Below are 24,572 nucleotides of genomic sequence, written 5' to 3'. Positions count from 1 at the left end.
ACGTCCTGGCGGCGGTGGTTGTCAACCACTCAGCCGTGTGGCCCCCAGCTCACTCTTCAGCAATTCGAGAGCAGCCTCGTCGGGGTCGCGCCGATCCTCGGGTGCCACCGGGACCGCCGCGGCGCGGATCATCTCCTCTTCGTCCTCGGGCGTGGTCTCCGGTACCACCCCGCCACCTGCCTCGTTGCCGACCGTGGGCTGCGCCGACTCGGGCGGCGCGGAATCAAAAGGGCCGGGATCGTCCGGTAGATCGGGAAAATCGGGCGGCGGAATATCGTCGTCACCGAACGCGCGCGGCTTGTTCGCGCCGCCCGCCTGGTCCGCGGCGGCGGCGTTCTTGGCCTGGCTCGGCCGCGAGAAACGCGGCGGCGCAGGCGCATCCGTGCCGCGCGCGGGCGCGTTGCCGGATTCACGCGCGGCCGGTTGCCCGGCCCCGCGCTGCGGCTTCGGCTGCCCGCCGCCCCGCGGCGTCGCCGCAGGTCGCGCGGCACCGCCGGCCTCCCAGCGGACGTCGTGCGCGCGGCCGAGCACCGCGTGCACCGCCGAGCGCACCGCATCCAGGTTGCGTGGATCCGAGAGCCGCTGGGCCAGCGGCTCGTGCTGATGGGCGAAGACGATCGTGTCGCCGTCGATCCGGGAGACCGAGGCGCCGGCCAGCATCGCCTGCACGGCGGCGCCGAACTCGCGCACCTTGGCGCGGATATCCGCCCAGGCGGCCTCGACCTCGCGCAGCAGGTCCGCGTTCGGAGCGGTCGACGGTTCCGGTTCGGCGACCGGATCGGGCTGTGCGGCGACGGGCGGCGCGGCGGCCGGTTCGGCAGGAACCGGTTCGGCAATCTCCCGGATAACCGATTCCGCTGCGGAAAAGGCCTGTACCGGTTCACGTTCGGGGTCGTCCTCGGCCGGAACCGGCTCGGGCGAACTGGCCGGAACTTGCTCCGCTGCGGCAGCGGCCGGTTTCGGTTCGGAAGCCGGTGCGGGACTGGCGGATTCGGGCTGAACCGGAGTCGATGCGCTCGATTGCTCGGCGACAACGCCCGATCCGGCGGCACCGACATCAACGCCATTGGTAGCGGTGACCGGCTGCTTTTCCTCGGTCGCGCTGACCTGCTCATCCGTGCGAGAGGGCTGTGCATAACTCTCGGCAACCGCGCCCGCGGGCGACGCCGCCGGGCTGTCGGCCGATCGCGCCTCGCCGACCACCTCGTGGTCGGTCCGTGCCGCACCCGCATCGTTCACCGGCGGCGCGGCCGACGGGGCAGGCTCACTCGAACCAGCGCCACCGGCGGCCGACGGTGCGGCCTCACCCGATCCCGCGGTCTCCCGGCGGATCGCGGCCAACGCCTCCGCGCCCCGGCGACGGGTCGACTCGGGCGAGCTGGCAATGGGCGCGGGCCTGGATACGGCCGCCACGGCCGCGTCCGCGGGCGCAGAGCCCGACGATGTCGCAGGCAACGGCGCGACGGCCCCGCCCGCGAATCCACGTTCGAGCCGCTCCAACCGCTGCAACGTGGCGGACTCGGCATCCGAGACCGACGGCAAGAGCATCCGCGCACAGACGACCTCGAGCAGCAACCGCGGCGACGTCGCGCCGCGCATCTCCCCGAGCGCCTCGTGCAGCAACTCCGCATAACGCGCCAGCGTGGCCGGACCGAGCCGCCCGGCCTGATCGCGCATCCGATCGAGGACATCCCCCGGCCCGGAGACCAGCGCGCGCTCGATCGCATCGGGCACCGCGCGCATCAGGATCAGGTCGCGCAGCCGCTCGAGCAGGTCGACGGCGAACCGGCGCGGATCGTGCCCCGCCTCCATCACCCGGTCGACCGTGCCGAACAGCTCCGCGCCGTCGTTATCGGCCAGCGCGCCGATCGCGTCGTCGATCAGCGCGACATCGGTGACGCCGAGCAGCGAAACCGCCCGGGAATAGGTGACGCCCTCCGGTCCCGCACCGGCCAGCAGCTGGTCGAGCACGCTGAGGCTGTCGCGCGGGGAACCACCGCCCGCGCGAATCACCAAGGGGTACACCGCCTCTTCGACGGTCACCTGCTCCTGGTCGCAGATCTTGCCGAGCAGGCCGCGCATGGTGGCGGGCGGCAGCAATCGGAACGGGTAATGATGGGTGCGCGAGCGGATGGTCGGCAGCACCTTGTCCGGCTCGGTGGTGGCGAAGATGAAGATCAGGTGGGCCGGCGGTTCCTCGACGATCTTCAGCAGCGCGTTGAAGCCTGCCGTGGTGACCATGTGCGCCTCGTCGACGATGAAGACGCGGTAGCGGGATTCGGCGGGCGCGTAGAAGGCGCGGTCGCGCAGCTCGCGGGTGTCGTCGACACCGCCGTGGCTCGCGGCGTCGAGTTCGATCACGTCCAGATTGCCCGGGCCGCCGGGGCCCAGCGCGACACAGGACGGGCACACGCCACACGGCTTCGAGGTCGGCCCCTGCACGCAGTTCAGCGAGCGCGCGAGGATGCGCGCGGACGAGGTCTTGCCACAGCCGCGCGGGCCGGAGAACAGGTAGGCATGACTGATCCGGCCGGTGTCCAGGGCGATGCTCAGTGGGTCGGTGACGTGCTCCTGACCCACTACCTCAGCGAACGTTGCCGGTCGGTACTTCCGGTACAGAGCCACGGCCAGAGGTTACCGGCGCGCACCGACAAAGAACATTCGCGCTGACCGCCGGGCCCGGCGCGGCGGAACACCAACAGCGGAGACCCCTTCGATGTGATCCAAATCACAAGATTCTGCAGCCCTTATTAACCCCCACTGACCGATAGCAACAGCGGCAACGCATGAGCTATCGCTGATGAAGCACCGGTCGATCGCGGGAAATTACCGCCCAATTCCCCCATGTAGACCGAAAAATATGTACTCACGCCCCGATTTACCGCAGATTTATGGAGATAACGAAAGCGTCAACGAAGATGACATCGACGCAATCGGCTGGCTACCGTGGCAATCGGCAACTTCGGTAGCCAAACCTTCATCAGGTTGGTTGCCCCGGCCGGTCCCTCATCCCGACCGGGGCACAACCAAAGTTCCCGCACCGCCAAGTTCCAGCGCAGCCGAGTTCCACATCCATCGGAGGAACTTCTCACCGTGCAAAAGCCTGATGACATCGCCACCGCGTTGCTTTCCAGCACCGACTTCGCCGGCGATCGTTCCGCGGTCGACCTGCTGAGCCGCGCGATCAGCCCGCAGGACTTCGCGATCAAACGCGACTCCCTCCCGGTTGCCGCCGCCGCCGATCCCGCCACCTCCGCCGCCATCCTCGAGCTGCTCGAACGCGGCCAGGTGCCGACCATGGCGGCGATCCGCACGCTCACCGCGCAGAACGAGATGCGCCGCGAGGCCGAACGCATCGAGCGCCTCGGCCGCCGCGCCCAGCGCAGCATCGACGACTTCGGCCGCGCGCTGGCCACCCTGGCCGACGCCCACTGGACCGCGCACGGCATCGGCCCGACCCGTCGCGACGTGCTGTCCTCCGAGCAGGTCATGACGCTGATCCGTACCCGAATCGGCGACATCGCCCCCTCGGCGGTCAAGCACCTCTGGCTGATCGAGCGCGCCCAGCGGGCTGGCTGGATCGCCTCCAACGCCAACGCCGGATCGCTCTGCGCCGGCCGCCGTTTCCACTCCGACCAGTACGGCAACCGGGTCTCGCTGCGCCCGGTCAACACCATCGGCACCGCGGTCGCCGCCTACCTCGGCGACTACCTCACCGAGCACGAGCGCGCCCCGCGCTGGTCCACCGTCGCCCAGGAACTGCGCGACGATCGCGGCCGCCGGATCTTCCACAACACCGCCGACGCCCGCGTCCAGGAACTCTGGCTGACCACCGCCGAATGGGTGGCCATGCGGGACGATCTGCCTGTTCCCGGCAAGCGCGGCCAGCGCGCGGTGGCCCGCAAGTCCCGCGCCTGAACGGTCCCGCTCAGCGGCCCCATTCGGCAAACATCCCATGTCCGAACCTGCGCGCAACTCGTAGACCAGCGCAAATCCGGCGGTGACCATTCGGTAATTTCCTTGCAACGCTGAGAGCGCTTGCGAGCCACGTATGTGCGAGGCCGCATCTCGCGTGGAAGGAGCTTCCCGTGTCCACATCCCTGGATCCCGCGGCCACCGCCTGGCTGCTCGTCAGCACGGCCCTGGTGCTGCTGATGACCCCGGCGCTCGCGCTGTTCTACGGCGGGATGGTGCGCTCGACCGGCGTGCTCAACATGCTGATGATGAACTTCATCGCGATCCCGCTGGTGACCGTCGCCTGGCTGCTGTTCGGCTACAGCCTGGCCTTCAGCGACGATGCCGGCGGCGGCCTGATCGGCAACCTCGATCACCTGGCCATGACCGACATCGACCCGACCACACTGCACGGCGCGGTACCGGAACTGCTGTTCGCCACCTTCCAGCTGACCTTCGCGATCCTGACCGCGGCGCTGGTCAGCGGCGCGATCGCGGACCGGGCGAAATTCGCCGCGTGGATGATCTTCGTGCCGGTGTGGGCGCTGGCCGTCTACGCCCCGATCGCGCACTGGGTGTGGGGTCCGGACGGCTGGCTGGCCTCGTTCGGCGCGCTGGACTACGCGGGTGGCCTGGTAGTCGAGATCGCTTCCGGCGCTTCGGCGCTCGCGCTCGCCCTGGTGCTCGGCCCGCGCATCGGTTTCAAGACCGACGCGATGCGCCCGCACAACCTGCCGTTCGTGCTGCTCGGCGCGGGCCTGCTGTGGTTCGGCTGGTTCGGCTTCAACGCCGGGTCGGCGCTGTCCGCGAACGGCGTTGCGGCGGCGGTCTTCCTGAACACCCTGGTGGCCGGCTGCCTCGGCATGCTCGGCTGGCTCGCGGTCGAGCAGATCCGCGACGGCAGGCCGACCACCTTCGGTGCGGCGTCCGGCGTGGTCGCCGGTCTGGTCGCGATCACGCCGTCCTGCGGCTCGGTGAACACGCTCGGCGCGCTGATCGTCGGGCTCTCCGCCGGCGTGGTGTGTTCGTTCGCGGTCGGCTGGAAATTCAAGGCGGGCTATGACGATTCGCTCGACGTGGTCGGCGTGCACTTCGTCGGCGGCATCGTCGGCACGGTGCTGATCGGCCTGCTCGCCACCCAGGTGATGACCGGCGGCGTCGAGGGCCTGTTCTACGGCGGCGGGCTGGCGCAACTCGGCAAGCAGCTGGTCGGCGTGCTGGTCGTCGCGGCGTACGCGTTCGTGGTGACCTTCCTGCTCGGCAAGCTCATCGATCGCACCATCGGCTTCCGGGTCAGCCAGGAAGAGGAGACCGCGGGCATCGACTTCGCGCTGCATGCCGAGACCGCCTACGCGGAGGGCGTGCACGGGCACTCCCCGCGACGGTTCGGCGAGGGGCATTTCGGCCAGGGCCAGATAGGTGACCGGGATCACTGATCGCGTGGCGGCTCCCTCTGTCGGCGCAGAAGTAACGGCGTTACGCTAACGGCGTTAACCCACTGCGTCGAGCAAGGGAGCCGCGCGTGCTGATCCGGATCGCACAGATCGTCACCCGATATCCGCGGGCGATCCCGCTCGCCGCCGCCGCGCTCGCGATCGTCTGCGGGGTGTTCGGCGCGACGGCGGCGGCGCACCTGAAGTCCGCCGGATTCACCTCGCCGGACGCCGAGTCCTCCCAGGTCGCGCGCCTGCTCGCGGACAATTTCGACGGGGCGGCGCCGAACTATGTGCTGCTGGTCAGCTCGGATTCGGGTGCCGACGCGCCGGCCACCCGCGCGGTCGGCCTGCACCTGACCGACACGCTGCGCGCCCGCACCGACGTCAAGGGTGTGCAGTCGTACTGGACCGCCCCGCCCGCGGTGGCCTCCGCGCTGCGCAGCACCAGCGGCAAGGAAGCGCTGGTCTTCGCCTACCTGACCGGCGACGACACACAGTCCCAGGAGACCGCGGGCCAGCTCACGGAGCAGCTCGCCGGAACCACCGACGGCATCACCGTCCGGCAGAGCGGCACCGCCGCCGTCTTCCACGACGTGAACAAGCAGATCACCCACGACCTCGCCGTCGCGGAAGGCGTCGCGATCCCGGTGTCGCTGATCGTGCTCGTGCTGGTGTTCGGCAGCCTGATCGCCGCCGCGCTGCCGCTCACCGTCGGCATCTTCGCCATCCTCACCACGCTGGCCATCCTGCGGATGTTCACGCTGATCACCGACGTGTCCATCTACGCGTTGAACATGACCACCGCGATGGGTCTCGCGCTGGCCATCGACTACAGCCTGTTCATCGTCAGCCGGTATCGCGAGGAGCTGGCCAACGGCCTCGAACCGGTGGCCGCGACCATTCGCGCGGTGCAGACCGCAGGGCGCACCGTGCTGTATTCCGCACTGACCGTTGCGCTTTCGCTGGCCGTGCTGAGCATCTTCGACATCTACTTCCTGCGGTCGTTCGCCTACGCCGGTGTCGCGGTGGTCGCCGCGGCGGCCGCGGCGGCGATCCTGATCCTGCCCGCCGCGCTGGTGCTGCTCGGGCACCGGGTGAACTCGCTCGACATCCGAGTTCCGTTGCGCCGCCTGTTCGGTCGCTCCGCGCCGGATCCGATGCGGCCGCTGGTGCCGGAGCAGAGCTGGTGGTATCGGATGGTGACCTGGGTGACGGGGCATTCCATCCCGGTCGCGTTGCTGCTCGTCGTGCTGTTCCTCGCGCTCGGATCGCCGTTCCTTTCCGTGAAATTCGGCTATCCCGACGACCGGGTCCTGCCGACCACCGCCGCTACCCGCCAGGTCGGCGATGTGCTGCGCGCGGAGTTCCCGGCCGCCAACGCGGGCAACAACACCACCGTCGTGCTGGACGGATATCAGGGCGGCCCAGGGCCGATCGGCGACTACGCCAAGGGCTTGTCCAAGGCGGACGGTGTTTCGGCGGTGCTGTCCAGCGCCGGCGTCTACATCAAGGGCGGTCGGGTCGCCAACGGCCCGGCCGGAATGGCAAACGGCACAGGCGAATACATCAATGTCGCGACCCGCGTCGACCCGTTCTCCCCGGCCGGTGAGGCACAGTTGCGCGAGCTGCGCGCCGTGCCCGCACCGGGGCAGACGCTGTTCGGCGGCGGCGCGGCGATCAACGCCGACGCCCTCGACTCGCTCGGCAAACGGCTGCCACTGGCCATCGCACTGATCGCGCTCGCCACCTTCGTGGTGCTGTTCTTGTTCACCGGCAGCCTGATATTGCCGCTGAAAGCCATTGTGCTGAACACACTTTCACTGTGCGCCGCGTTCGGCGCGATGGTCTGGATCTTCCAGGACGGGCATCTGTCGGGCCTGCTCGGCTTCACCCCGGTCGGCTACATGACGCCGACCATGCCGATCCTGATGTTCTGCCTCGCGTTCGGCATGTCGATGGACTACGAGGTGTTCCTGCTGTCCCGTATCCGCGAGGAATGGCTCGCCTCCGGTCGCGTGGCCGACGGCGTCGTCGTGCGCACCGCCGAGGACAACGTGCACGCGGTCGCCGTCGGCGTCGCCCGGACCGGCCGGATCTTCACCGCCGCGGCCGTGCTCATGGCCATCGTGATGGGCGCGATGGTCACCTCGAAGGTGTCGTTCATCCAGTTGATGGGCCTCGGGCTCACCCTGACCGTGCTCGCCGACGCCACCCTCATCCGCACCATGCTCGCCCCGGCCCTGATGAAGCTGATGGGCACCTGGAACTGGTGGGCGCCCGCGCCGCTGGCCCGGCTGCACGCCCGAATCGGGCTGAGCGAGCACGCCGATCCCGATCCCAGCGAGCACGTGCTGGCCGGGCGCGAATGATCGGAGCACGCAGGTCGCGCTCCGCCCGCGGCGCCGGCGCTCAGCTGCGCACCGAAATCCTCGACGCGGCAAGGGAATTGCTGGCCCGCACCGGGCACGCCGACGCGGTATCGATCCGCGAGATCAGCAAGCTGGTCGGCGTGAGCGCACCCTCGATCTACCGGCATTTCGCGGACAAGGACGAGCTGATCGAGGCCGTGGTCGTGCAGGTCTTCGAGGACCTGGACGCCGCGATCGTCGCCGAGACCGATCCGGCGGTCTCGCCGATCACCCGGCTGTGCCAGCAAGGGCTGGCCTACGTCCGGTTCGCCAGGGAGCACCCCGAGCAGTATCGGCTGGCGACCGCGCCGACCATGTCCGTCGGCGCGGTCGATCAGGTGCTCGGTAGCGGTGCGTTCCAGCACTTTTCGCAGACGGTGCAGGAGTGCATGGACGCGGGCGTGATCATCCCCGGCGACCCGATGCCGGTCGTGCTCGATCTCTGGGCCGCCGCGCACGGCATCGCGTCGCTGCTGATCGCCAAGCCGTACCTCCCGTGGGGCGACACCGAGGTGGTAGCCAATCGGGTGCTGCGCGCCGCGTGCGTCGGCCATGTGGTGGTGGACCTGATCGGCGCCGACACCGAGCCGGACGAGTTCGCCGCCTGGGTGAGCGAGATGCGCCGCGACCGCTGAGCCGTCGCGGATTGGAATCTCCCTGCGTTTTTCCCTCGTTATCCAGGGTTTTCTCCTCGATGCTTTGCCTCGACAGCACTGTCTAGATGAGGGATCGCAGTACACATGAGGATGAGGAAGCTTGCCGTGGTCGCGGCACTGGTGACCATGACGACCGGAGTCGCCGCTGGCACTTCCGTCGCCGCACCGCCGGCCAACGATGATCCGGTGAATTTCACCGCCCATGCCACCGACACGTCGTCGATCGTCACCACCGACTCCGGGTCCATCGTGGTCGAGGACGACACGCTGAAGATCAAGGCGGCCAACGGCACCGTCGTCGCGGGCACCCCGCTGAAGTTCCGGATCGACGACTTCGAGCTTCCGATCGCGGCCGACATCGCGGGCCACACCGCGACGCTGACCCCGCAGCTCGATCCGGCCAAGGCCACCTACAAGCCGGTTGCCCTGCCGTTCGAGGACAAGGCGCCGTGGAAGACCGAGTACGACCGTGAGCAGGCGGCCTGGAGCCGGCTGACCAGCACCATCTCCATGGGCGCCAGCATCGGCACCCTGGTCGGTGGCCTCGGCGGCGCGGCGGTCGGCTGTGTCCTGGGCGGCGCGCTCGGTGGCACCATCGTCGGTGGCACCATCGTCGGCCTGTTCGGCCCGTTCGTCGGCGGCATCATCGCCGGCTGCCTCGCGGGCGCCGCGGCGATCGGCGCGCTGGGCGTCATCGGCGGCCAGATCTTCGTCACCGCCCCGGTCGCGATCGGTGCGGCGATCCAGTACTTCACCACGATCAACCAACCGTTCGTGGCGCCGAAGTAACTCGCGGTAGCCACCACCGCGACCAGGCCCCGCCCCGACATCCTCTCGCCGGGCGGGGCCTTTGTCATGCCACCGATGCCGGTCTGACGGCGGACTCTGTGCCGCTACGGCTCGTCCGTGACCTGGGAAAACACTGTGTGCGACAACACAGCGGCGGATTGAGGCTTGGTGAGTCGCGGTCAGCGGTGTTAATTTCATTTACATGTCTGCTGGCCGATCGAACGCGCTGCGGGTCACCTATGTGACCGCCGCGCTGGGTCTTCGGTTGCCGCTGACGCGCGAACTGTGTTGTCGCCCTTGCTGCAGCTGAGCTGTTCTTCCAGCTCGTTTGCTGCCTAGTCGCCCATGTAGGCACGTCCCGCCAGTCGCGGGACCTCGGCAAGGAATCTTCACCATGTCCCTTCCTACCCTTGAACGATCCGTCGCCAGGACCGCAGGCGGCCGCATCCGGGTCCAGCGTCCCGTGGTCGCTCCTGAACTGCGCATCGCCGACAACCCGGCGGCCGCCGTTCTCCGCTCGGCCACCGGCGGTCCCGTCTCGCGGGACAATGCCGCGCGCTCAACGGGTTTGAGCATCGCGACGGTCAACCGTCAGGTGTCCGCGTTGCTTGCCGCCGGTTTGCTCCGCGAACGCCCCGACCTCACCGCCTCGGGTGCGGTCGGCCGCCCGCGGGTGCCCTTCGAGATCGACCACGAGGCGTACCTGACCCTCGGCATCCACATCGGCGCCGCGGTCACCAAGATCGTCGCGGCCGACCTGCGCGGCCGCATCCTCGGCGGCCTGGCCATCGCCACCCCGCAGACCGGCCAGGAATTCGCCACCACCACCGTCGCCCGCAGCGCCAAGGCGTTCCTGCAGCGGTGGCATCGGCGCAAGCCGCTCTGGGCCGGCGTCGCCATCGGCGGCCGGGTCGACCCGCTCACCGGCGTGGTCGACCATCCCAAGCTGGAATGGCAGGGCGCGCAGATCGGCGCCGTGCTCGGCGAGGTGCTGGAGCTGCCCGTGTCGGTGGCGCCGCACGTCGAGGCGATGGCGGCCTCGGAGTTGTTGCTGCCCACCATCGAATCGCGCGACGCGGCCAACGGACGCGTCGCCGGTCCGGAACGCGGTAGCAGCCTGTACTTCTATGTTCGCGAAACCGCCGGTGTCGCAGTGACTTTGGACGGTCGCGTGCACACCCCGAGCAACGGCCCCGGCTCGATCGCGCATCTGCCGACCGGCTCCGATGTCGAATGCACCTGCGGCAGGCGCGGTTGCCTCGAGGTGACCGTCGGCGATCGTTCGCTGCACTCGCGGGCCGTCGGGCGCGGAATCATCCCCGCGCACAACGGAACCGCGGGCTCGACCATCCTCGACCTGTACCGCGCGGCCGAATCGGGCTCGGAACCGGCCCGTGAGCTGCTCGCCGAGCGGGCCACCATCCTCGGGCACACCGTGGCCATGGTGCGCGACATGCTCAACCCGGACCGTGTGATCCTCGGCGGGCAGGCCTTCACCGGCTACCGGCCCGCCGTCGCGCACGTGGCCCGCGCGTTCAACCAGGGTTCCACCCTGCCGCCCACCGACATCCGGATCAGCGGATTCGGCGGCAAGGTCCAGGAATTCGCGGCGGTGGTCACATCGCTGAGCGTGCTCTACGCGGACCCGCTCGCCGCGATCCGCCGGACGACGCTGAGCGACTGAGGGTTCAGCTCAGCAGTTGCTGAGCGGTGCCGCCGAGGACAAGTTCGCGGACCTGTGGCGAACGGGTCGCGCGCTCGACGGTGAGGCGTGCCGTGACCGGATCACCATAGGGCACGTCGGAGCCGAACAGTGTGCGCTCCGGAACCTCGGCGATGGCGATGCGGACGGCGAAAACGATACTGGCGGTGGACAGTTCGAGGTACACGTTCGGGGTGTCGCGGGCCAGCTCGATGGCGTCCATCCAGTGCGCTCCACCGAGCTGGGACACCACGAGCGGTACCTGTGGATAACTTCGCGCCAGGTCGGCCAGGGTGTGCAGGTCGGCGGCGGTAGTGGGCGCGGCGCCGTGCACGACCACGGGAAGCCCACCGTGGTCGGTGGCGGCCTGCAGCACCGGCTCGAGCAGTGCGGCCTCGCCGGCCGGCGGGGTCAGCTCACCGATGCCGCGCAACCCGCGGCCGACCACGTCGCGGTCGACGAGCAGGCCGACGTCCGGTGCGTCCAGCGGCACCGAGCCGAAGCCGATGAACCGGTCCGGATACGCGGTGAGCGCCGCATCCAGCTCGCGCCAGGCGATCTCGCGGGCCTCGTTGCCGCCACCGGCCAGCGCCCGGTACAGCAGGTCCATCTCCTGCCGCAGCTCGGCCAGGTTTTCGGCGCGTTCCGGATGCGGCCGGGACATGAAGAAGCACGGTCTTGCCCACACCCGCCTCGTCCAGCAGCGCGATGTGGTCCTCGACCGGGACGTGTACGTGGCTGTGTGCGTCGATGATCGAACTACTCCCCTGCACCCGCGCCGACGGCGCCCTACGCGTCTGCCCCGGCGTCCTCCCCACCCTCCAGGACCGCCTGGCCGAATTGGACCGCCGCGCAGACGATCTCGCCACCGCCCGCAACCTGCTCCGCCACGCCATCGTCGACACCGAACGCTCAGCGCTCGACCGGAACAGCAACCAGTCGACCGATCGCTCCGCGCCGCAATGACCTTCGTGAGCAGGAGCGCGCACCTACGTCAAGAGCTGGGTCAGCGGTGGGGGTCGCCTGCGGTCGAGAACAGCCCTTCCAGTGCCGTGATGAAGAACGGGAAGTGGCCGGCGAAGCGTTGCAGGTTGCGGTCGCGGTCGAAGCCGCCGAACCAGTAGAGGCCGGGTTGGGAGTCGGCGGAGGGGTTCAGGTCGCGGAAGGCGCGGATCCAGTTGTCCGCGCGGCCGCCGATCACCATGAACGGCAGGGCGCGGGAGAAGACCGTCTCCTGATCGATCGGCGGAACCTGTTCACGCCGAGTCGATTCCAGGCCGCGCTGCAGCGCGCGGATCTGGCCGGTCAACTCGACGCCGTGGGTGGTCCGGACGGGCAGGTACTTCGGCAGCAGCACCGTGGCGATGCCGGCGAGGGCGATCGCGACACCGACGAGCGCGTGCCCCGAGGTCAAAGCCAGTGCGACCGTGGCGACTACACCGCCGACGATCAAGGCACCGCCCAGCGCCATCGTCAGACCGGGGCGGCGACGGTCGATGAAGGTGCCGCGAGTAACCGCGTCGGCGACCAGCGCGGTGCGCACCGGCCCGGACTGCACCCGTCCCGGCGCGCGGAGTTCGGTGATGGTGACGCCGTCCGTGCCGTCGGGCAGCAGCGCCCGGTAAACGGCCTTCTCGTAGTCCCGCAACTGATCATCGGGCGCGTTGACCCGAGTGATCCGCCAGTCGGTCTCGCCGAGCGGCGTGACCCAGATGTACCGGCGCACAGCGAGATCCACCACCGTCGCGGCGATATCGACCGGATCGACATGCTCGTCCAGCAGCAGCCCCGCCTCACCGGGCAGCACCCCGTCCGGCGAGGTGAACTGCACCCGCTCACCATCGCGCACCAGCGGATCGATCGTCGTCGAACCGGTTCCGGCAGCGGCATTCTGCCGACGCGCGCGCAGCACGAAGGCGACCAGGCCGGCCAACGCGAGCAGCAGCACACCGAACGAGACGAGCACCGGTGTGGTGATCCCGAACGGCCCGGCCGCGCTGGTGTCGCGCACGTCCGCATTGCTCGGCACACTGCCCGGCGGCAGTTGCAGGGTGAGATCGATCGCATCGCCCTTCTTCAGATCGGTCTGCTCCAGATGGAGCACGCCGTCCACCTCGGTCTTCACGTCGGCGCACGGGCGGGTGTTGCCGGGCGGGCCGAGTTTGCAGTCCACGATGCCCATTTCGAAGCTCGGGCTGATCAGCGTGGCGCTGATCGACGCGATATCGCTGCCCATCACGCCGAGCCAGTTGAACACCTGGCTGCCGGGCACGTCGTTGACCAGGTTGTGCACCGAATAGGTGAACGTCGACGTACCGGGCTTCGCCTCGATGGTGAATTGATCGTTCGCCACCGTCGCCGTGCCCGCCCCCTTGGTGTCGACGTCGGTGACCTTGAAATAGCGTTCGACGTCGTCACTCACCTGCAGCCGCAACGGCAGCGACATCCGGAACGAGCCGTCGGCAGGCACATCGACCTGTTCGACCACCTCGAGCACGCCCTCGCGGCTGAGCTTCAGATCGGCGATGATGGACACACCGCTCGGGGCGGGCTGGGTGTGGGCGATCGGGGCGGTCGCGAGCAATCCCACGGTGGCGAGCAGCAGCGCGCCTACGGCGCCCCCCCGAAAAGTCAGCATGGCTGCCTACTTTAGACAGCTTGCTATTCTGCGTCATCGGCTGTCGGTGATCATTGAGACGAGGGGGTACGGGGGCGTGACCCAACCACCGTACGGATACGGACCGGTTCCGCCTGGTGGGCGACCGGTTCCGCCCCCGCCTGGATACGGTCAGCCTGCGCCCGGCTACGGGCCGCCGCCGGGCTATGGACCGCCGCCCGGATACGGACCGCCACCGGGATACGGGCAGCAGCCGGGTTACGGACAACAACCCGGCTACGGACAACAACCCGGGTACGGCCAGCAACCCGGGTACCAACAACCGGGATACGGTCCGCCACCGGGATATTCACCGCCCGGATACGGTCCACCGCCCGGACATCGCGCACCACCGCCGATGCCGTACGGTCCGCCCGGACGTCCGCCGCACACTCCGCGCCGCAGGTCCGGTGGCGGCGGCGCGTGGGTCGCCGTGCTGGTCGTCGTGGTCTTCCTGGTCGCCGGTGGCCTGGTGCGCAATGCCATATCGACCGGCAAGAACGACGACCACGCGACCGGCCCCGCCCCGAGCCTCACCTTCGCCCCCGACGGCGCGGTCGGCCCCGCCGAGACCGGCGCCAACCCGCTCCTCGCCGACCCGAACGCAACGCTGATCCCCTCGCGCTGCGCGTACTCCTCGTGGGGCACCCAGGTGGACGCCGCACGCAAGTTCTTCGACAGCGCCGCCGGCTGCCTGGAGGCGGCCTGGAAACCGGTGCTGCAGAAGGCGAATCTGCCGTTCGCCGCGCCGTCGCTGAACGTGAGCGCGACCACCACCGGCATCACCACCCCGTGCACCGGCTCGACCAGCAACTTCGCCGCCTTCTACTGCCCGGCGAACAAGACCATCTACATGCCGATCAGCCAGCTGCAGACCGACTTCTTCAAGGACAACTGGATCGTCTACCTGTCGGTCTTCGCCCACGAGTACGGCCACCACGTGCAGGCCATGTCCGGCATCCTGCGCAAGGCCAACAGCGACCGCGCCGACGCGGGCCCGCGCACCACCCGCGGGCTCGAGCTGTCCCGCCGAGTCGAGTTGCAGGCCAACTGCTTCGACGGCATGTACCTGAACTCGTCCTCCGGCGCGGGCTCGCTCACCAACTCGCAGCTGAACCTCGCGCGCAAGGATGCCTACGGTCGTGGCGACCAGGCCGGCGACATGCGCGACCACGGCACCTCGGAGAACGGCGGCCAATGGTTCGAGACGGGCTTGGACAAAAACCGTGCCGCCCAATGCAATACGTTCACCGCCTCGGCCTCGGCCGTCAGCTAGCCGTTCAGGCGGGCCGAGGCCGGTGCACGTCGTCGGCGAACGGGGAACTCGACCGTCGCGCGTAGGTGTACTCCGGCGCCACGGTGATCACGTCGCACACCTGCACCAGTTCGCCGGGCACATCCCCGTCGAAATGTGCTGTGCTGGGCACGATCACCGCATCCGTGCCGAGCTGCCGCGCCACGTTCATCAACCGCCCGACGATGTCCTCGGTCTCCGCACCGAACACCACCGTCTTGGACAGGTCATACCCGAACCGCTGGGCCAAGCTCCGGATCAGCACCTCATCCCACTGCTGCCGCGCCCCGGAAACATCTCGACGCAAATACCCGACCGCTGCTGGACGTCGCCTCATCAGACCACTCCCTTCCGCCCAACACCATCCCGGCAACGCGCCGACCCCGGCAATGCCCGACCACTGCCAGTCCCCCGCCACTGCACCGAATTTCGCCGGAACCCCGGGCCGGCGCTCGACATCGGCAGGGGCTTCGGATGACTACCCCAGCGTCAGCTCTGTTTCGCCGCCGCCTTCGCCTGCTTCTTGAATTCCCTTACCTGCGCGAGTGATTCGGCATCCGTCACGTCGGCCACGGAGCGGCGGGAACCTTCGTCACCGTAGGCGCCGGCCGCTTCCCGCCAACCCACCGGCTGAACGCCGCGCTGCTTTCCGAGTAGCGACAGGAAGATTCGGGCCTTCTGCTCGCCGAATCCGGGCAGCGCCTTCAACCGGCGCAGCACCTCTTTCCCATCCGGCTTGTCCTGCTTCCACAGGTTCTCGGTTTTCGCGTCGTAGTTCTCGATGACGTAGCGGGCGAGTTCCTGGGCGCGGCGGGCCATCGAGCGGCCGTAGCGGTGGATTGCGGGCGGGGTGGCGCAGAGGTCTTCGAATTCCTGGGGATCGGCCTCGGCGATGCGGTGGATGTCGAAGCCGCCCATCCGGTCGGCGATCTTCTTCGGGCCGCGGAACGCTTGTTCCATCGGATACTGCTGGTCGAACAGCATGCCGAGCAGGGTGGCGAAGTGGTCCTCGGTCAATAGCTCGTCCGCCTCGACGTCCTGCGCCAGGCAAAGCTTGCGACTCATCGCCCATTCCTTCCCACCGTGACAAACCTGCTCGGACGGATTCGATCATCTCACTTGTCAAGACGGCGTGAAGGCGTCCTGCTCATCGCACTTTAAGCCGCATCGTCGCCCGTCTTATGACCGGTGGGAGTCAGTGGGCGCCGCGGGTCTCCGCGTGATTGGATTGCCGGATGCAAGGGGGGTTGGCACTCGATACCGGGCGGGCCGCGCGCGTGCTCACCGAACTGGGTGCGCCGTGGATGATCAATATCGTCACCGCGGTGCTCGCCGGGTTCGCGGTGGGTTCGCCGGCGTGGGGATTGTTCGTCGCGACGATCTCGGGGGCGATTCCGATGCTCGTCATCCTGGCGGGTGTGCGGCGCGGGATCGCGAGCGATCGCCATGTGAAAGAGATCGACGACCGGCACTGGGTGATCCTGGCGATTCTGGGGATCGTGTGCGCCGGCCTGGCCGTCGAGATCGTGCGCGGCGCACCGCGCGAATTGATCGCCTGGACCGTCGCCGCGCTGGCGGTGCTGGTCGGGATCGGCATCGTGACCGTGCTCGGCGGCTGGAAAGTCAGCGTGCACACCGCGGTCGGCGCGGGCACGACCGTGCTGCTGGCCATGATCGCTGCCCCGTGGTTCCTGCTCGCGCTTCCGCTGACCGCGGCGGTCGGATGGTCGCGGGTGTGGCTCGGCGATCACACCCGCGGCCAAGTGGTGGTCGGCGCGGTTCTCGGCGCGGCGTTGGCCGCCGCCGCGTACCTGCTCGCCTCGTGACCGGCCTCACATCCCTACCGTGCGTCGCCATATCCCCGCGCGTAGGCTCCAGCGCATGCCTCAGCAGACGGCAGTACCTACATCGGCACCCCACGAGGTGGCCACGGCTAGGGATGGAAACGGGCCCATGGACACCTACACTTTGCGCCCCGATCGATTCGATCGCGCAGGCCAGGATCAACTCGTCGACGTTCGCGACTTACAGGCCGCACTGCCCGGTATCCGCAGGTTGCGGGACTGGGCGCACGACGCACTCGCGCTGCGTCCCGGCGAGCACGCACTCGACATCGGCTCCGGCACCGGCACGGAGGTCATGGCCTTCGCGGACGCGGTCGGACCCGACGGTGCGGCGGTGGGCGTCGAGCCCGACCCGAACCTGCTCGCCTCCGCGGAACGCCGCGCCGCCCAGACCGGTTCGACCGCCAAGTTCCATTCCGGCGATGCCTACGGCCTGCCGTTCGGCGCGGGCAGTTTCGACGCCGCATTGTGCGAGCGGGTGTTTCAGCATCTGACCGCGCCGGCCCGCGCCGCCAACGAGATCGCGCGCGTGCTGCGGCCCGGCGGCCGCGTCGTGGTGGTGGACAGCGACTGGGGCACCGCGATCGTGCATCCGGGCGAGCGTCAGGTGGTGCGCGAGGTGGTCGACACGTTGATCTCCGCGACCACCAACCCGTTCTCCGGCCGCAAGCTGCCCGGGCAATTGACCAAGGCGGGCTTGGTGATCGACGAGATCGGCTCGCACGCGCTGGTGCAGGATCGCACCGTCGGCGTCGGCTCGCTGGTCACCCGAATTTCGGCGATGGCGGTGGCGCGTGGCGTGATCACCGAGGAGCAGCGCGCGCGGTTGGTCGAGGATCTCGAGGCGGGCGCGGCCAGCGGCGACATTCACCTCTCGGTCACGATGTTCGCCGTGCTGGCGCACAAGCCGAGCTGACCGTAGACAGCACAGCGGGCGCGTACCTCGGTACGCGCCCGCTGTTTTCGTGCTACTTGTCGAGCAGCTTCTCGGTGGCCGCGAGCAGTACGCAGGTGGCCAGGCCGTCCATCGCCTTCTCCAGCTCGGGCAGCTTCGGGAAGCTCGGCGCGATCCGAATGTTCTTGTCCTCCGGGTCATTCCGCAGCGGGAAGGCGGAACCGGCCGCGGTGAGCGCGATGCCCGCGTCCTTGGCGAGCGCGATCACCCGCGCCGCGGTGCCCTCGAGGACATCCAGGCTGACGAAATAGCCACCCTTGGGCTCGGTCCAGGAGGCGACCTTCGACGCGCCCAGCCGGTCCTCCAGGATGCGCAGCACGGCAGCGAATTTCGGCTCCAGGATGGCGCGGTGCTTCTGCATGTGCGCGCGCACGCCGTCGGCGTCCTTGAAGAAGCGCAGATGACGCAGCTGGTTGATCTTGTCCGGGCCGATGCTCTTCTTGCCCGCGTGACCGAGGTACCAGTTCAGGTTCTCGGTGGAACCGCCGAGGAAACTGACGCCCGAACCGGCGAAGGTGATCTTCGAGGTCGAGGCGAATACCAAGGGGCGGTTGGGGTTTCCGGCCGCGGCGGCGAGACCGAGCACGTCGTACACCGGCGCCGCGGTGTCGGTCAGCGGGTGCACGGCGTAGGCGTTGTCCCAGATCAGCCGGAAGTCCGGGGCCGCGGCGGGCATCGAAACCAGTTCCCGGACAACCTCTTCGGAGAACGTGACGCCGGACGGGTTGGAGTAGTTCGGCACCACCCACATGCCCTTGATCTGCGGATCGTTCGCGACCAGCTCGGCGACGGCGTGCACGTCCGGGCCGTCGTGATGCATCGGGACCGGGATCATCTCGAAGCCGAGCACCTCGGTGATCGAGAAATGCCGGTCGTAGCCGGGGCTCGGACACAGGAACTTCAGCTTCTCCTCGGCGGCCCACCGGCGCTCGGAGTCGTTGGTGCCGTACAGCATCGCGAACGCGAGCACGTCGTGCATCAGCTCGAGGCTGGCGTTGTTGCCGGCCAGCAGGTTGTCCACCGGGATGCCGAGCAGCTCGCCGAAGATCGCGCGCAGTTCCGGAAGGCCGTGCTGGCCACCGTAATTGCGGCAATCGGTGCCGGTGCCGTCGCGGTAGTCGCCGTCGCCGGGCAGGGACAGCAGCTCCAGCGACAGGTCGAGTTGTTCCGGCGAGGGTTTTCCGCGGGTCAGGTCCAGCGTGAGCTTCTCGGTCTTGAGCGTCGCATAGTTCGCGTCCTGAGTCTCGTGTTCGGACACGAGTTCCTCGTGGCTCATCAAACCGATCTGCGTTTGCCGGGGCATCCTGGGCAGCCTTTCGAAGCAGCGGGGACGTGGGTTGTGGCCGGACCGATGTGCGGCGGCCGGACGTTCGGCCTGTCAGGCGCATCGGGCGTCAACGGACCGTAGTTCACGTTACCCGTGTGTTGCTCGGAATTGGAGGCGTTATTCAGCAGCCGGGTTTCGGTCCGGGCGGGGCCCCTCGAAAATTAAGGGGACCCCGCGCACCCGGCAGAGCCCATTGACCCTTGCTGCCTTCCGGCCCTGGGGGAGTTCACAGGATGCGCGCCGCGCGGGATCCGTCGGCCAGTGTAGCCGCTCTCCCGCCCATCCTCCTCCTCCGGGTACCCGAAACCGGGTAGAAACCGGGCCGAACTGGGACTTTCCTGGTCCGAACGGACCCGTTTGGCGTCTACCCTCCCCCACCCGGTATGCTTCCCCACGGAGGATTCGCCTAGTGGCCTATGGCGCTCGCCTGGAACGCGGGTTGGGTTAACGCCCTCAGGGGTTCAAATCCCCTATCCTCCGCCGAGAAGGGCCCCGCACAGCTCAGCTGCGCGGGGCTCTTCGCATTTCCCTCTCGGTCCACGTCACAAGGCGGCGAGCAGCATCGGCAGCGATCGGTGGAGTTCGCGCTGCCAATAGGGTGGGCTGTGGGTGCCGCTGGTGAGATGGACGATCGGTTGTGCGCCCAGTTGCCGGAGTCGGTCAGCGACCGCGCGGGTGCTTTCGTGCATCACGGACTCGGTGAGATCGACCGCATTCGGGAATTCGGTTGCGCACCGGTCGATTTCGCCGAACAGCGGGTCGCGCTGGAGATCCGGCGGGTCGAATTCGCCTGGGGAGCCGTCACCGCTGGACAGGAAGACCGGTATCGCGGTGAGATTGCCGGCCAGGTGGTACGGATCGTGCGCTTCCCAGGTGGTGCGGTCGCGGATCGGGTCGCCCCAGATCCGGTTGGGATCGTCGATTCCGACGAACCGCGCTGCGCCGAGCACGATGTCGGCCCGCTGTCGCGGGTGGAGCCAGCCGCTGTAGCTGGCGGCGGCACGGAACAGGCCTGGTCGCCGTGCGGCGTAGGCGAGCGCGCCGTAGCCGCCCTGGGAGACACCGGCGATGACGCGGTGATCGCCTGCGCCGTAGCCCCGTTCGAGTAGCGGCAGCAGTTCGTCGAGATGGAACGACTCCACCGCCGGCGTCCCCGCGCGCCAGTCGGTATAGAACCCGAACATCGGCATCCCCGGAACCACAACCAGCACGTCCCGCAGTTGTGGCAGTTCGGTGACGTCGATGTCGGCAGTCCAACCGGTGTGGTCGCCGTCACCACCGGGCAACAGATACAGCACCGGCCATCTCCGCTGCGGCACGCGATCACTCCAACCCTGCGGCGTGATCAATCGGACAGCCGCCTCCGCACCGAGACTCGGCGAGTCCAGCACCAGATCGACAATGCGATCGTCGACCCGCTGCTCGGACACGACGCGAACCGACGCGGCCGAGCGCTCACTGCCAGGAGCGCAAGCCACCGCCGCGACCACACCGGCGACGAGCGTGATCGCGGTACACAACCGCCGGAACCGGGTCGAATACCGCATTGCCCGACGCTATGCCGCACCCGGTGCTCACCACATCGGGGAACCACCCGGAGCTTCGGTGGAACAAGTCAGGGCTGCACCCTGGTGTCGAGACCCCGCTACTACTGACCTCTGTCTGGCTCCAATTTGTAGGTGCCGTACCCGTCTTCGACACAGACCGCTTCCGTGCCATAAATCTGCCGGTAGCTGTCCTTGCCCGTTGACATGCACTCCTGGTACGTCATGCCGCCACCTTGGGCGGCGGCGATACCACCGGTCCAGACAGCACCAGCCATTGCGCCGGTGACCAGGGCGCTGATCGCGAAGCCATACGCGGTGCGCTTCATCACGTGAATCCTCTCCTTGGTTGCGGTAGGCATCACACGTGCCCCTCCCTGTGCCGGCGAGAACTCCTGCTCGCCAACCCGGAGAGTACGGGAATAGATTCGAGAAATGCTCCCGCAGAACGGATTTGGCAGATCCTGGCAGTCCGAGATAGACCTCGCATGCGGAGGCAAGACCCGGTAGTTCCGACCGTCGTATTACGCGCAGCCGGAGTTGAGCTTGTACAGGTGAATCTTGCCGGCGTAGTCGTGCACGAACAGCAGCCAAGGCGAATCTCCACAGGCGCGCGCCGACCGATCCACCGCGAACGGCAGCGGCCATCGGCGATCCGCAGACTCGGGACCGCCGTATCGCTCGACCAGGCGCCGATACTGCTCGCTACCCTCCGGCGCGGAATCCACGCGACTGTAGGTGACATCGTCGATCCGCGGCGGCGGAGTCAACATCCAGGTCAGCGAATCGTAGCGGGACAGAAAGAACAGCCAATCCACGACGAGCGCGGCAAGAACAACGCCAACCACCACGGCCACAGCCGCAAGCCATTTCCTCGAACGAGTACGTGCTTCAGTCACCGGGATAGTTCACCTTGATCATGTGATAAGTCAGCGGGAAAGAGCTTCCGCTGCCCTGCTGGAGCGTCCAGGGTACCTGCTTGTTCTCTTTCGAATGGTAGTCGACCACGTCGGCCATCACCGTCTCACCGTTCGGCATCGTCACCGGCTTCTGTCCGACGTAAATCGCGGTGTGGTTGATGGTTCCGGCGTTGGCGCCGTCGTTCAACTCGTACTGGACGATGTCGCCGGGTTTCAAGCCGGCCTTGCTCAGTGCCAGCGGGTCGGCGGCAGCGGTCGTGGTGTTGATCCCACCGGTTTGCACCTCGGTGCCGCTCGGAGTTCCCGATTGCGGATTATCCCGGAGTAGATATTCGTGCAGATTGGGTGCTCCGCCCCAGGTATACGACTTGTCGACTTTGACAGTGTCATCGTCGTAGTACCACCGACCGTTGTCATCGCGGTGCATTTGCGGGACGCCGCCGTCACCTTCGTCCTTGAATCCGCCTGCGCGCAAGCACTGGGAGACGAAGTTGGTGCAATCCGCGTCACCCAGGTCCTCGTAGTCGGGATTGCGACTCAATGCCCAGCGGTTGGCGTACTCGATGGCCGCGGCTCGTTCCGGCGAAAGGGACGTATTGCCTGCGTTGATATCGACGTTGTTGCTGATCGGCGCCATTCGGCGAATCTCGTCGATGGCCTCCTGGATCTTCGGCTTCCACTGCGCGTCGGCCTCGGCGATGGTGGTGGCGAAGCTGATGAGGCTGCTGCTGAGGTTCGCCGCCTCGTTCTCGTCGGTCATGCCGTGCACGGTCCAGGCCTGATCGTTGCCGATGACGACCGGCTCGACCTCGTGCAGTTGCACGAGCTGCTTGATCTGCCCGACCGAGTATTCGATTGCGCCGTGCAGGCTTTCGGACGCGCTTTCGAGGTCGTAGTAGGCCGTTGCCACGGCCCGCATTTCGCGTTGCTCTCGGTTGGCGCGATCCTCCGCGGCATTCTTCGCCGCGCCCGACCAGTGCAGGTCGTCATGGAGCGTGGTGTACACCGAGTTGGAAGCCGTCACGATGGCGTCACCGATCTTGCCCGCATTGGCGGCCACGTCTTTCAGCGCTGCCACATTCCAAGATGTCACTTGATCCCGGGTCGGGATCGATCCTGTAGGACTCACAGTCATCGACCCCCGTGCGGATCTCCTGAGTTCAGATCGCTGAATGCCGCCAACTTGCCCGCGGTCGCGGTGTCGGTATCGGTGTATTCGTCAGCAGAGATCTTCAGCAGGTTTCCGAGTTCCTTCATCCTGGCCTGGAGTACCGCTTTCGCCTGGCGGCTCGCATTGTCCGCCTCGGTGAACAAAGCAGCGCAGCCCAATCCGTTCAACTGAGTGACCGCATTGGCGCCCCCGAGTCGCGTCCAATGGTCGACGTCACCCGACTCCGTGAACAATTTCGTGGCCGCTGCCCGCAGGCTGGCCGGCTCGACCTCCACACGACCCCCTCTATCCGAGGATCGAGACTATCTCCCGGAGTTAGCGACATAGAAGCTGGGCCTCCCCGAGTCGAGGACACCGCCAGCGCAGCCGATCTATCGAGCGTCGCACCGATGCCCTACATGATTCGGAGCAGCGGGGTCGGCACCTGCTGTTCGGCGCATTGTCGCGCCCCATCACCAAGGACGGAGCGCGACATCGCTTTTCATCCGAATCGATCGAGCATCGCCTTGAACTCGTCGGCTTTCGGACCACTCACGTCGTAGGTGACCGTGACCGGTCGGGTCGGCAAGCCCGGTGCACTGCCCGGCTCCGGAATGACCGCCTTCACCAATTCCTGTACCTCCGAATAGGTCAGGGGCTGTTGTGGTGCCGAAGAATCGAAATCGTTGATGACACCGCGTTGTATCGGTTCTCCGTCGATGCGCGGCCAGAACACCTCAAGGGGTGTCAACGGCGCATCGAACAGCGCCGCGAGGATGTGCTCGGTCCCGACGTAACCGTGGCCACGTTCGGCGGCGATGCGCGCGGCATGCTGGAGAGTCCCGATCAAACCAATCGCGGCGGAGGTCACCGTGACGGACGTTTCATGGTTTTCCAACGAGGTCATGCCCGCAACCTAATAGCAGTGTCGAAATACGTTGCCCTGGTGTCGGTTCGGCGTGCCGTAGCGCAGAAGTGCCCCGATCAATTGATCGGGGCATTTCCTGCTTCCTCGTGCAGTCGAGGGCAGTCAGCGCAGGGGCACTTTGGTTGCGCGGCGGGTGTCGATTGTTGCGAGGACGCCGGCTATGGCTGCGATGGCTAAGCCGATGTACAGGATTATGTTGCCGGCGAGGGTGCCGATGTTTCCTGATGACAGGTTATCGAGGAGGGCGCCGCCGAGGAGGCCGCCCAGGGCGATGAAGGCGGCGATCAGGGTGGCGAGGAGGGGGGTCCACCACCAGCGGGTGGTGAGGGCTACGGCGAGGGCGAATACCGCTAGCACGAGGATTCCGGGTGGGAAGCCGGGGAATTTGGCGGGGTCGGCGATCCATTGCATTATCAGGCCTAGGATTCCGATGGTCAGTCCGTAGAGGGATAGTTTGGTGTTCTTTGGTAGAGCTGTCCAGCGGGTGCCAATTGTATTCATTGCCAATGCCTTTCGAGTCGACCGGCCGATGATGTCCGGGGCGCGCCGTCGGCTGGGGTCCGCCGACGGACGGCGGCGATTCCGAAAAGGATCGCTGCGGCGAAGCTGATTGTCTGGAGCCATGCGGCGAGGAATTCGACGGGCTCGGCGGGGGTGACGAGCCGGGTCGGGAAGTCCTCGTCGGCGAATCCGCCGACGAGGAAGAACAGCGACATCGCGACCGCGGTCAGCGGGATGTATCGCCATCGGACCGTTGCGACCAGAACGGCGAAGCCGAGATAGATCAACGGCCCTGGTCCGTCGTAACCGGTTAGGAGACTGCGGGATTCGATGATCTCGGGGCCGGCGTCACCGATGGCCGCGAGTACGAGTGCCGCGCACGTCGCGAGGATGAAGGGCCGGCGCCTGCCTGCCGTTGTGGTCATGAACACACTGTCGGCCAGGGGGCACGGTCGGCACATCCGCCGCGCAGCGGATCAGCGGGTACGCCGCGGCGCGTAGTCGCCGC

Annotated in this window: 24 protein-coding genes, 1 tRNA gene and 1 other RNA gene; 11 read left to right on the top strand and 15 right to left on the bottom strand. The window is 67.7% G+C overall.

Annotated elements, in window-relative coordinates; genetic code table 11:
* Positions 1 to 21: 21 nt before the first annotated feature.
* Positions 22 to 2,625, bottom strand: a complete 2,604-nt coding sequence (locus tag AB0M22_RS16075; protein ID WP_364726400.1) for a DNA polymerase III subunit gamma and tau — start codon at positions 2,623 to 2,625, stop codon at positions 22 to 24.
* A gap of 468 nt (positions 2,626 to 3,093) precedes the next feature.
* On the opposite strand from AB0M22_RS16075, the gene AB0M22_RS16070 reads away from it, so the two are divergent.
* From AB0M22_RS16070 to AB0M22_RS16045, 6 genes are all read left to right on the top strand, one after another.
* The gene (locus AB0M22_RS16070; protein ID WP_364726397.1) at positions 3,094 to 3,918 is read left to right on the top strand and encodes a hypothetical protein; all 825 of its coding nucleotides are present in this window, start codon (positions 3,094 to 3,096) and stop codon (positions 3,916 to 3,918) included.
* A gap of 170 nt (positions 3,919 to 4,088) precedes the next feature.
* Positions 4,089 to 5,390, top strand: coding sequence for an ammonium transporter (locus AB0M22_RS16065; RefSeq protein ID WP_364726395.1), 1,302 nt, complete (start codon positions 4,089 to 4,091; stop codon positions 5,388 to 5,390).
* Between the two features lie 86 nt (positions 5,391 to 5,476).
* Positions 5,477 to 7,759: an MMPL family transporter gene (locus tag AB0M22_RS16060; RefSeq protein ID WP_364726392.1), complete on the top strand. Its 2,283-nt coding sequence runs from the start codon at positions 5,477 to 5,479 to the stop codon at positions 7,757 to 7,759.
* On the top strand, positions 7,756 to 8,433 hold the full coding sequence (locus AB0M22_RS16055; protein WP_364726390.1) for a TetR/AcrR family transcriptional regulator: 678 nt from the start codon (positions 7,756 to 7,758) through the stop codon (positions 8,431 to 8,433). Before AB0M22_RS16060 ends, AB0M22_RS16055 begins: the two co-directional genes overlap by 4 nt.
* A gap of 105 nt (positions 8,434 to 8,538) precedes the next feature.
* The gene (locus AB0M22_RS16050) at positions 8,539 to 9,243 is read left to right on the top strand and encodes a hypothetical protein (RefSeq protein ID WP_364726387.1); all 705 of its coding nucleotides are present in this window, start codon (positions 8,539 to 8,541) and stop codon (positions 9,241 to 9,243) included.
* A 394-nt stretch (positions 9,244 to 9,637) separates the two neighbouring features.
* Entirely contained in the window at positions 9,638 to 10,927 is a 1,290-nt protein-coding gene (locus AB0M22_RS16045; protein WP_364726384.1) for an ROK family protein, read from the top strand.
* 4 nt (positions 10,928 to 10,931) lie between these two features.
* Here AB0M22_RS16045 and AB0M22_RS16040 read toward each other — a convergent pair whose 3' ends face one another.
* Positions 10,932 to 11,609, bottom strand: coding sequence for an amidohydrolase family protein (locus tag AB0M22_RS16040; protein WP_364726381.1), 678 nt, complete (start codon positions 11,607 to 11,609; stop codon positions 10,932 to 10,934).
* Between the two features lie 14 nt (positions 11,610 to 11,623).
* On the opposite strand from AB0M22_RS16040, the gene AB0M22_RS16035 reads away from it, so the two are divergent.
* The gene (locus tag AB0M22_RS16035; RefSeq protein ID WP_364726378.1) at positions 11,624 to 11,911 is read left to right on the top strand and encodes a hypothetical protein; all 288 of its coding nucleotides are present in this window, start codon (positions 11,624 to 11,626) and stop codon (positions 11,909 to 11,911) included.
* Positions 11,912 to 11,951: 40 nt separating this feature from the next.
* Here the strand turns inward: AB0M22_RS16035 and AB0M22_RS16030 are convergent, their stop codons facing one another.
* Positions 11,952 to 13,583: a DUF2207 domain-containing protein gene (locus AB0M22_RS16030; RefSeq protein ID WP_364726375.1), complete on the bottom strand. Its 1,632-nt coding sequence runs from the start codon at positions 13,581 to 13,583 to the stop codon at positions 11,952 to 11,954.
* Positions 13,584 to 13,959: 376 nt separating this feature from the next.
* Between AB0M22_RS16030 and AB0M22_RS16025 the strand changes: the two genes are divergently transcribed.
* Positions 13,960 to 14,877, top strand: a complete 918-nt coding sequence (locus AB0M22_RS16025; protein WP_364726372.1) for a neutral zinc metallopeptidase — start codon at positions 13,960 to 13,962, stop codon at positions 14,875 to 14,877.
* A 4-nt stretch (positions 14,878 to 14,881) separates the two neighbouring features.
* Here the strand turns inward: AB0M22_RS16025 and AB0M22_RS16020 are convergent, their stop codons facing one another.
* Together AB0M22_RS16020 and AB0M22_RS16015 are read right to left on the bottom strand one after the other, a co-directional pair.
* Positions 14,882 to 15,232 (bottom strand): hypothetical protein, encoded by a 351-nt coding sequence (locus AB0M22_RS16020; protein WP_364726370.1) that lies wholly within the window; start codon positions 15,230 to 15,232, stop codon positions 14,882 to 14,884.
* A gap of 152 nt (positions 15,233 to 15,384) precedes the next feature.
* Positions 15,385 to 15,960 (bottom strand): HhH-GPD-type base excision DNA repair protein, encoded by a 576-nt coding sequence (locus tag AB0M22_RS16015; RefSeq protein ID WP_150400697.1) that lies wholly within the window; start codon positions 15,958 to 15,960, stop codon positions 15,385 to 15,387.
* A 170-nt stretch (positions 15,961 to 16,130) separates the two neighbouring features.
* On the opposite strand from AB0M22_RS16015, the gene AB0M22_RS16010 reads away from it, so the two are divergent.
* Positions 16,131 to 16,721, top strand: a complete 591-nt coding sequence (locus tag AB0M22_RS16010; protein WP_364726366.1) for a phosphatase PAP2 family protein — start codon at positions 16,131 to 16,133, stop codon at positions 16,719 to 16,721.
* A gap of 127 nt (positions 16,722 to 16,848) precedes the next feature.
* The gene (locus AB0M22_RS16005; RefSeq protein WP_364726363.1) at positions 16,849 to 17,655 is read left to right on the top strand and encodes a methyltransferase domain-containing protein; all 807 of its coding nucleotides are present in this window, start codon (positions 16,849 to 16,851) and stop codon (positions 17,653 to 17,655) included.
* A 52-nt stretch (positions 17,656 to 17,707) separates the two neighbouring features.
* Here AB0M22_RS16005 and AB0M22_RS16000 read toward each other — a convergent pair whose 3' ends face one another.
* On the bottom strand, positions 17,708 to 18,997 hold the full coding sequence (locus AB0M22_RS16000) for an aminotransferase class I/II-fold pyridoxal phosphate-dependent enzyme (RefSeq protein ID WP_364726360.1): 1,290 nt from the start codon (positions 18,995 to 18,997) through the stop codon (positions 17,708 to 17,710).
* A 185-nt stretch (positions 18,998 to 19,182) separates the two neighbouring features.
* Positions 19,183 to 19,277: signal recognition particle sRNA small type (gene ffs, locus AB0M22_RS15995), an RNA gene on the bottom strand.
* Positions 19,278 to 19,416: 139 nt separating this feature from the next.
* Between ffs and AB0M22_RS15990 the strand changes: the two genes are divergently transcribed.
* Positions 19,417 to 19,501, top strand: a tRNA-Ser gene (locus AB0M22_RS15990).
* Positions 19,502 to 19,563: 62 nt separating this feature from the next.
* Here the strand turns inward: AB0M22_RS15990 and AB0M22_RS15985 are convergent.
* The 8 genes from AB0M22_RS15985 to AB0M22_RS15950 form a co-directional block, all read right to left on the bottom strand.
* Positions 19,564 to 20,568 (bottom strand): alpha/beta hydrolase family protein, encoded by a 1,005-nt coding sequence (locus AB0M22_RS15985; RefSeq protein ID WP_364726357.1) that lies wholly within the window; start codon positions 20,566 to 20,568, stop codon positions 19,564 to 19,566.
* 101 nt (positions 20,569 to 20,669) lie between these two features.
* A complete protein-coding gene (locus AB0M22_RS15980; RefSeq protein ID WP_364726355.1) occupies positions 20,670 to 20,894 on the bottom strand; it encodes a hypothetical protein in 225 nt (74 codons plus the stop codon).
* A gap of 195 nt (positions 20,895 to 21,089) precedes the next feature.
* Positions 21,090 to 21,422: a hypothetical protein gene (locus tag AB0M22_RS15975; RefSeq protein WP_364726352.1), complete on the bottom strand. Its 333-nt coding sequence runs from the start codon at positions 21,420 to 21,422 to the stop codon at positions 21,090 to 21,092.
* A 34-nt stretch (positions 21,423 to 21,456) separates the two neighbouring features.
* Positions 21,457 to 22,563, bottom strand: coding sequence for an amidase domain-containing protein (locus AB0M22_RS15970; RefSeq protein ID WP_364726349.1), 1,107 nt, complete (start codon positions 22,561 to 22,563; stop codon positions 21,457 to 21,459).
* 53 nt (positions 22,564 to 22,616) lie between these two features.
* Positions 22,617 to 22,931 (bottom strand): type VII secretion target, encoded by a 315-nt coding sequence (locus AB0M22_RS15965; RefSeq protein ID WP_364726346.1) that lies wholly within the window; start codon positions 22,929 to 22,931, stop codon positions 22,617 to 22,619.
* 206 nt (positions 22,932 to 23,137) lie between these two features.
* The gene (locus AB0M22_RS15960) at positions 23,138 to 23,542 is read right to left on the bottom strand and encodes a Clp protease N-terminal domain-containing protein (RefSeq protein WP_364726344.1); all 405 of its coding nucleotides are present in this window, start codon (positions 23,540 to 23,542) and stop codon (positions 23,138 to 23,140) included.
* Between the two features lie 123 nt (positions 23,543 to 23,665).
* On the bottom strand, positions 23,666 to 24,064 hold the full coding sequence (locus AB0M22_RS15955) for a hypothetical protein (RefSeq protein ID WP_364726341.1): 399 nt from the start codon (positions 24,062 to 24,064) through the stop codon (positions 23,666 to 23,668).
* Positions 24,061 to 24,489 (bottom strand): hypothetical protein, encoded by a 429-nt coding sequence (locus AB0M22_RS15950; RefSeq protein WP_364726338.1) that lies wholly within the window; start codon positions 24,487 to 24,489, stop codon positions 24,061 to 24,063. Before AB0M22_RS15950 ends, AB0M22_RS15955 begins: the two co-directional genes overlap by 4 nt.
* Positions 24,490 to 24,572: the final 83 nt, after the last annotated feature.

It is taken from the genome of Nocardia sp. NPDC051756 (assembly GCF_040681495.1).
Taxonomy (GTDB): Bacteria; Actinomycetota; Actinomycetes; order Mycobacteriales; family Mycobacteriaceae; genus Nocardia.
The sequence above is the reverse complement of the archived record's forward strand: the minus strand, read 5'-3'. Positions and strand labels throughout refer to the sequence as shown.